Raw genomic sequence first — 6,524 nt, 5'->3', positions numbered from 1 at the left:
GCTACTACACGCCCGGGGTGGGCGAGCGGACGCCGATCTACACCCTCGGCTTCGATCTCTACGAGAACGGGGTCAGCGGCGCGCTCAAGCTCGATTACGGCGAGTTCGCCATCCTGGGCGACATGACGGCCCTCGACATCGACAATCAGGCCGGCCGGGCGGCCGCCAAGGAGGGCGAGAAGGGCTGCACGCCGTGAGGGTGAAGCCGCGTTGCCTGGGAAGCCGATGGCCGGGGCGCACGTAGTTCCGCGCTGAGCCCGCGATGTTCAAAGGGCCGATTGTGGACAGGCGCGACAGGCCCCCTCTCCCGTGCGGGAGAGGGTTGGGGTGAGGGACCAGGTTTGTCCGGAGAAGTCGCACCCCTCACCCTGTCCCTCTCCCGCACGGGAGAGGGGACCAGCGCCCGGTTCGGCACCGTGTTCTTGCGCGCCGATCGCGGGTGTGCAGCAGCGGCGGCACCGGGATGATCCGATTGCCGCCCCGTCGAAAGCCCGTCCGCTGCTCAACCCAGGACGCGGCAAACCGACGCCTCACGCCCAATCATCCTCCGGCTGCGGCGACAGCGTGCGCCAGGCTGCGGCAATCCGCTCCGGCTTGATCTCCAGCGCCCCGGCACAGGCCACGAGCACACCCTCGTCGCCCATCACGTGGTCGAGGACGCCCGCCAGGAAGGCCGGTTCCTGGGCGCTTTCGCGCAAGGTGTCGGCGCTCAGGCCGCTCGCCGCCAGGAAGGGCAGGAGGCGGTCATCCTCCGCGACGATCCACAGCAGAACGTCCAGGGCGAGCCGTTCTGCAGATTCGGCCCCTTGAAGAGGTTTGCCATTCATCAACATGTGATCGCTACAAAGGTCACTAAGGGGCTTCACGGCCCGCTAATCATGATCGGCGCGCACCGGGACATCGGATCATGAAAAAGACGGTGCTGATCGTCGAGGATAACGAGCTGAACATGAAGCTGTTCAACGACCTCTTGGAGGCGAACGGCTACGCGACCCTGAAGACCGCCCACGGCATCGAGGCGATCGAGCTGGCCCGCGCGCACCATCCGGACCTGATCCTCATGGACATCCAGCTCCCCGAGGTCTCCGGCCTCGAGGTGACCAAATGGCTCAAGGAGGACGACGACCTCAAGAGCATTCCGGTCATCGCGATCACGGCCTTCGCCATGAAGGGCGACGAGGAGCGGATCCGCGAGGGCGGCTGCGAGGCCTATCTGTCGAAGCCGATCTCCGTCGCGAAGTTTTTGGCAACGGTTCGCGCGTATCTTGAGCCCCGGTGACGCCAGCGCGGCGCGCCGTTAGCGGCGCCTGACCGTCCGCCCGGGCGGGACCGAGAAACCGCGCGTCAGCGAGGAACCATGTCGGCCCGCGTCCTGATCGTCGACGACCTGTTCCCGAACGTGAAGCTTCTGGAGACGAAGCTCGGGCTCGAATATTTCGACACGGTCGCGGCCATGAACGGCCCGGACGCGATCGCGATCTGCGAGAAGGGCCTGTGCGACCTGGTCCTGCTCGACGTGATGATGCCCGGCATGGACGGGTTCGAGGTCTGCCGCTACCTCAAGAACAACCCGGTCACCGCGCACATCCCGGTGGTGATGGTCACGGCCCTCGACCAGCCCTCGGACCGCCTGCGCGGCCTCGATGCCGGCGCCGACGACTTCCTCACCAAGCCGGTGGACGACACCGCCCTGTTCAGCCGGGTGCGCAGCCTCGTGCGCCTCAAGGCGGTCACCGACGAGTTGCGCCAGCGGGCGCTGGCCTCGCGCGAGTTCGGCATCGGCGATCCCCTGGCGCTCGCCACCGCCGAGACCGGCCTCGACGCCCGGATCCTGCTGGTCGAGGACCGGCCCGGCTCGGCCGAGCGCATGGCCGGGGCGCTGCGCCAGCACCATGCGGTCACGATCGAGCCCGACCCGCAGGCCGCGATGCGCCTGGCCGCCGAGGGCGGGTTCGACCTCGCCCTGGTGAGCCTCGACCTCGACGGGTTCGACGGGTTGCGCCTGTGCAGCCAGCTCCGCTCGCAGGACGCCACCCGGGCGATGCCGCTGATCATGCTGGCCGAGGAGCACGATCGCGGCCGGGTGGTGCGCGGCCTCGATTTCGGCGTCCACGACTTCCTGATGCGCCCGGTCGACCGCAACGAGCTGATGGCCCGGGTCCGCACCCAGGTGAAGCGCAAGCGCTTCACGGAGGCCCTGCGGGGCGCCATGCAGGCTTCCCTGCAGCTCGCCATCACGGACGCGCTCACCGGCCTGCACAACCGGCGCTACCTCGACAACCATCTCGGCGCGCTGTTTGCCGACGAGACCGCCCGGCGCCCGGGGCTGGCCGCCCTGATCCTCGACATCGACCTGTTCAAGGCGATCAACGACAGCTACGGCCACGAGGCCGGCGACGAGGTGCTGCGCACCTTCGCAGAGCGGGTCCGCCAGCACACGCGGCCGGTGGACATCGTCGCCCGCTACGGCGGCGAGGAGATCGTGGTAGTCCTGCCGGAAGCCGGTTTGGCCGAGGCCCGGGCCATCGCCGAGCGCATCCGCGAGAAGGTCGAGGCGCTGCCGTTCTCGGTCCAGCGCGCCACCCGGACGATCCCGGTGACGGTCTCGATCGGCGTCGCCATCCGCCACCCGGAGGATACCGGCCCGGGCGACATGCTCAAGCGCGCCGACATCGCCCTGTACCGGGCCAAGGCCGCCGGCCGGAACCGGGTCGAGCAGCAGGCGGCTTGAAGGCCCACCCGTCATTGCGAGCGCAGCGAAGCAACCCAGGGCAGCACGCAATCCTCGATCGTAGCGAATCGCTGGGTCGCTTCGCTGCGCTCGCGATGACGGAGCCCACCATCGCGCTGCGTCAAAACGCTCACCCGAGCTTAAGGATGAAATTCTAACCTGGCACCCGACATCGTTCCGCGGCCCTGTCGGACAGGGCCGCGGCAGAGGATCGGACGACGCGGATGGATATGCAGGTGCCGGCCCGGTCGGGGCGCGCGGCGAGCGTGCTGGAGCAGCGCCGCCTGTGCAAGATCGCCTCCTCGCCGCACGCCTATGTCCGGGGCAGCACCGCGCGATTCTACGAGCTGATCGACGCCATGCCGGCGGGATCCCTGCCGGAGGGGCCGCCGGTCTGGATCTGCGGCGACGCGCATCTCGGCAATCTCGGCGCGGTGGCCGGCCCCGACGGGCGGATCGACATCCAGATCCGCGACCTCGACCAGACCCTCATCGCGAACCCGGCCTTCGACCTCGTCCGGCTGGCCCTGTCCCTGGTCACCGCCGCCCTCAACGCGACCCTACCGGGCATCGTCACCGCCCGGATGATGGACGCCATGGCGGTGGGCTACGCCGACGGGATCCTCGATCCCGAGGAGGCCGAGCGGGACATCGCCGAATCCGAGATCGTCGCCACAACCCGCCGCCGGGCGCTCGGCCGGCGCTGGCGCCACTTGTCCCGGGAGCGGCTGAAGGGCAAGGACGCCCGCCTGCCGCGGGGCGACCGGTTCTTCGACCTCGACCCGGCCGAGCAGGAGGCGTTCGAGGCGCTGAGCCGTGACCCGGACGTGCACCGGCTGGTCCTGGCGCTCGGCGGCGCCGAGGCCGGGACGACGATCCGGCTGCTCGATGCCGCCTACTGGATCAAGGGCTGCAGCTCGCTCGGCCGCCTGCGCTATGCCGGCCTCGTGGAGATTTCCGGCGGCGCCCGCCCGCACCTCGCGCTCCTCGACGTCAAGGAGGCGGTGCCGTACCTCGCCCCGCCGGCCGCCGGAGCCGACATGCCCGCGGATGCAGCCGCCCGCGTCGTGGCCGGCGCCCGCGCCCTGTCGCCGAATCTCGGCGACCGGATGGTCGCCACCCATTTCCAGGGCACCCCGGTCACGGTCCGCGAGCTGATGCCGCAGGATCTCAAGATCGACGCCGAGCAGTTTTCCCGGGGCGAGGCGGTGCGGGTCTCGGGCCACCTCGCCGCCATCCTGGGCCGCGCCCACGGCCGCCAGATGAGCGCGGCCGATCGCCAAGCCTGGAGCGACACCGTCCGCGCACCGGGGCAGGGCGCCGACACCCCCGGCTGGCTCTGGTCCGCCGTCACCGACCTGATGGGCGCGCACCAGCGCGGCTACCTGGAACATTGCCGCCGCATCGCCCGGGAGGATCTGGCGGCCTGATTTTTTGGGATTGGGCGGCCCGACCGCACCAAGCCGCGGCGGAAAAGAACAATAGGGCGCGTTGCTCACAAACCGCCTCTTGCGAGGCGCGACGCGCGTCACTCCCCAAGCGGGCTGCCGGACTCACCCCTCTTCAACCGCATGAGGCGCAGGTCCCCTCTCCCGTGCGGGAGAGGGACAGGGTGAGGGATGCGACCTCTCCGGAAAGGACCGTTCCCTCACCCCAACCCTCTCCCGCACGGGAGAGGGAGCCTGTCGCGCCTTGCATGGGCCGGTCTGGGGAAATGCCTGCGCCCCTCACGAGACCACATGCGCCTCTACCTCACTCCCACCCCCACCACCGCACCCCAAAAAATCCCGCCCCCGAAGCCCCCGCGCACGGCTGCTCGAACCCGGCGCCGGTTGACACCACCCCCGCCATCGCCAACACCTCGCGCCCGCCGCTTCCGGAGCGGCGAACCCGGGAAGACCTGTGACACGATGGCGGTGACGCGCACCTACCTCGACTTCGAGAAGCCGGTTGCCGAGCTGGAGGCCAAGCTCGAGGAATTGCGCGCGGTCGGCGAGCGCGACGGCGCCGTCTCGATCTCCGAAGAGGTCGGCCGGCTCGAGGCCAAGGCCGGCCAGGCGCTCGCCGAGATCTACGCGAGCCTCACGCCCTGGCAGAAGACCCAGGTCGCCCGCCACCCGCAGCGCCCGCATTTCGTGGATTACTGCGCCGGGCTGATCTCCGAGTTCACGCCGCTCGCCGGCGACCGCACCTTCGGCGAGGACGAGGCGATCCTGGGCGGCTTCGGCCGCTTCCGCGGGCGCCCGGTCCTGGTGCTCGGCCAGGAGAAGGGCGCCACCACCGAGGCGCGCCTGCGCCACAATTTCGGGATGGCCCGGCCCGAGGGCTACCGCAAGGCGGTCCGGCTGATGGAGACCGCCGACCGGTTCGGCCTGCCGGTGATCGCCTTCGTCGATACCGCCGGCGCCTATCCGGGCATCGAGGCCGAGGAGCGCGGCCAGGCCGAGGCCATCGCCCGCTCCACCGAGGCGTGCCTGGCGCTCGGCGTGCCCAACGTCGCCGTGGTGATCGGGGAGGGCGGCTCGGGCGGCGCCATCGCGCTCGCCACCGCCAACCGGGTGCTGATGCTGGAGCACGCGATCTACGGGGTGATCTCCCCCGAGGGCGCCGCCTCGATCCTGTGGCGCGACCAGGGCCGCGCCCACGAGGCCGCCACCGCCATGAAGATCACCGCCCAGGACCTGCTGCGGCTCGGCGTCATCGACGGCATCATCCCGGAGGCCACCGGCGGCGCGCATCGCGACCGCGAGGCGGCGATCCGCGGCACGGGCGACGCCGTCGCCGATGCGCTCGCCCAGTTCGACGGCCTGAGCCCCGTGGAGATCCGCGACCGCCGGGCGGAAAAGTTCCTCGCCATCGGCCGGACCCTGTGAGTCCGACGGCCGAAACTTTTGACGTTCGAGGCGTTCGGCCGTCGGCAAGCGCGAACGCGCGTCGCCGCAGGTGCGGCGGACCGCCCTGGAGGCGTCAGCCGCAAGGGCGAACCGTATGACTTCTCCCGGCGCGACCGGCGGCCTGCTGGGCGCCCTGGGGCGCCTGCTGGGTCGTCGCGACGCGCGCGAGCCGGGCGGGCACAACCACGTTTCGCTGGGCTGCAATTGCCAGATGGCGCACGTGCTCAAGACCCTGGACCTGCGCCACTGGTCCGGCCCGCTCGACTGGATTTTTACCATGCCCGGCATGGTCCGGGACTGCCTGGACGACAATTTTTCCGCGCTCACCGACCGGGGCCAGCTTGAGAGCATCCCGGAAGCCGAGCGGCGCGGCCCCGACATCTGGCGCGGCCGGCACCGGCTCTACCGGGAGCGGCACGGGCTCGAATGCGTGTTCAATCATCACGACCCGGCGGCGAGCGAGGCGGATTACGCCTTCCTGACCGAGGGCGTGCGCCGCCTGCGCGTCGCCCTCGACACCCCCGGCACTAAGAACCGGCTGTGGATGATGACCCATCTGCACACGCCCCGGGAGACGGTCGAGGCGATCGACGACCTGCTCGGCGCGCGTGCCAGCCGCAACCACCTGACCTTCCTGCAGCTCCAGCCGGAGCATCCCGGGGTGGCGGTCGTCGAGGCCGCGGACCTCCGTCCCACCTTACGCTGGCTGACGATCCAGACCCGCTCGACCCCGGTCGGCCTGCGCCTCGCCGACCCGGCCGAGGACGCGCAGCTCGTGGAGATCATCCGCACCGAGGCGGCGCGGCGGCCGGTGGTGTTCGGCTGAGGCGGCAATCGCAGGGCCGTCGATCTTCCCCACCCCCTCATTCCCAACCTCCCCCCTCATCCTGAGGCGCGAA

At 70.6% G+C, this 6,524-nt stretch carries 7 protein-coding genes; 6 read left to right on the top strand and 1 reads right to left on the bottom strand.

The window, feature by feature from the left end:
- The coding region (locus MKL20_RS09035) for an EipB family protein (RefSeq protein WP_244036396.1) at window positions 1-197 on the top strand (197 nt) is incomplete at its 5' end.
- Window positions 198-530: 333 nt separating this feature from the next.
- On the opposite strand, the gene MKL20_RS09030 is transcribed toward MKL20_RS09035, so the two are convergent.
- Window positions 531-827, bottom strand: a complete 297-nt coding sequence (locus tag MKL20_RS09030; RefSeq protein ID WP_147856771.1) for a DUF3572 domain-containing protein — start codon at window positions 825-827, stop codon at window positions 531-533.
- 80 nt (window positions 828-907) lie between these two features.
- On the opposite strand from MKL20_RS09030, the gene MKL20_RS09025 reads away from it, so the two are divergent.
- The 5 genes from MKL20_RS09025 (at window position 908) to MKL20_RS09005 (ending at window position 6,451) form a co-directional block, all read left to right on the top strand.
- Window positions 908-1,279: a response regulator gene (locus MKL20_RS09025; protein ID WP_007560977.1), complete on the top strand. Its 372-nt coding sequence runs from the start codon at window positions 908-910 to the stop codon at window positions 1,277-1,279.
- 78 nt (window positions 1,280-1,357) lie between these two features.
- The gene (locus MKL20_RS09020) at window positions 1,358-2,731 is read left to right on the top strand and encodes a PleD family two-component system response regulator (RefSeq protein WP_244036395.1); all 1,374 of its coding nucleotides are present in this window, start codon (window positions 1,358-1,360) and stop codon (window positions 2,729-2,731) included.
- A 224-nt stretch (window positions 2,732-2,955) separates the two neighbouring features.
- A complete protein-coding gene (locus MKL20_RS09015; RefSeq protein ID WP_244036394.1) occupies window positions 2,956-4,161 on the top strand; it encodes a DUF2252 family protein in 1,206 nt (401 codons plus the stop codon).
- Window positions 4,162-4,641: 480 nt separating this feature from the next.
- Window positions 4,642-5,604: an acetyl-CoA carboxylase carboxyltransferase subunit alpha gene (locus tag MKL20_RS09010; RefSeq protein ID WP_243966627.1), complete on the top strand. Its 963-nt coding sequence runs from the start codon at window positions 4,642-4,644 to the stop codon at window positions 5,602-5,604.
- 115 nt (window positions 5,605-5,719) lie between these two features.
- Window positions 5,720-6,451 (top strand): DUF1796 family putative cysteine peptidase, encoded by a 732-nt coding sequence (locus MKL20_RS09005; protein ID WP_244036393.1) that lies wholly within the window; start codon window positions 5,720-5,722, stop codon window positions 6,449-6,451.
- The last annotated feature ends 73 nt before the right edge of the window (window positions 6,452-6,524 follow it).

Origin of the sequence: Methylobacterium sp. E-066, assembly GCF_022829635.1 — a bacterium.
Classification (GTDB): domain Bacteria; phylum Pseudomonadota; class Alphaproteobacteria; order Rhizobiales; family Beijerinckiaceae; genus Methylobacterium.
The sequence above is the reverse complement of the archived record's forward strand: the minus strand, read 5'-3'. Positions and strand labels throughout refer to the sequence as shown.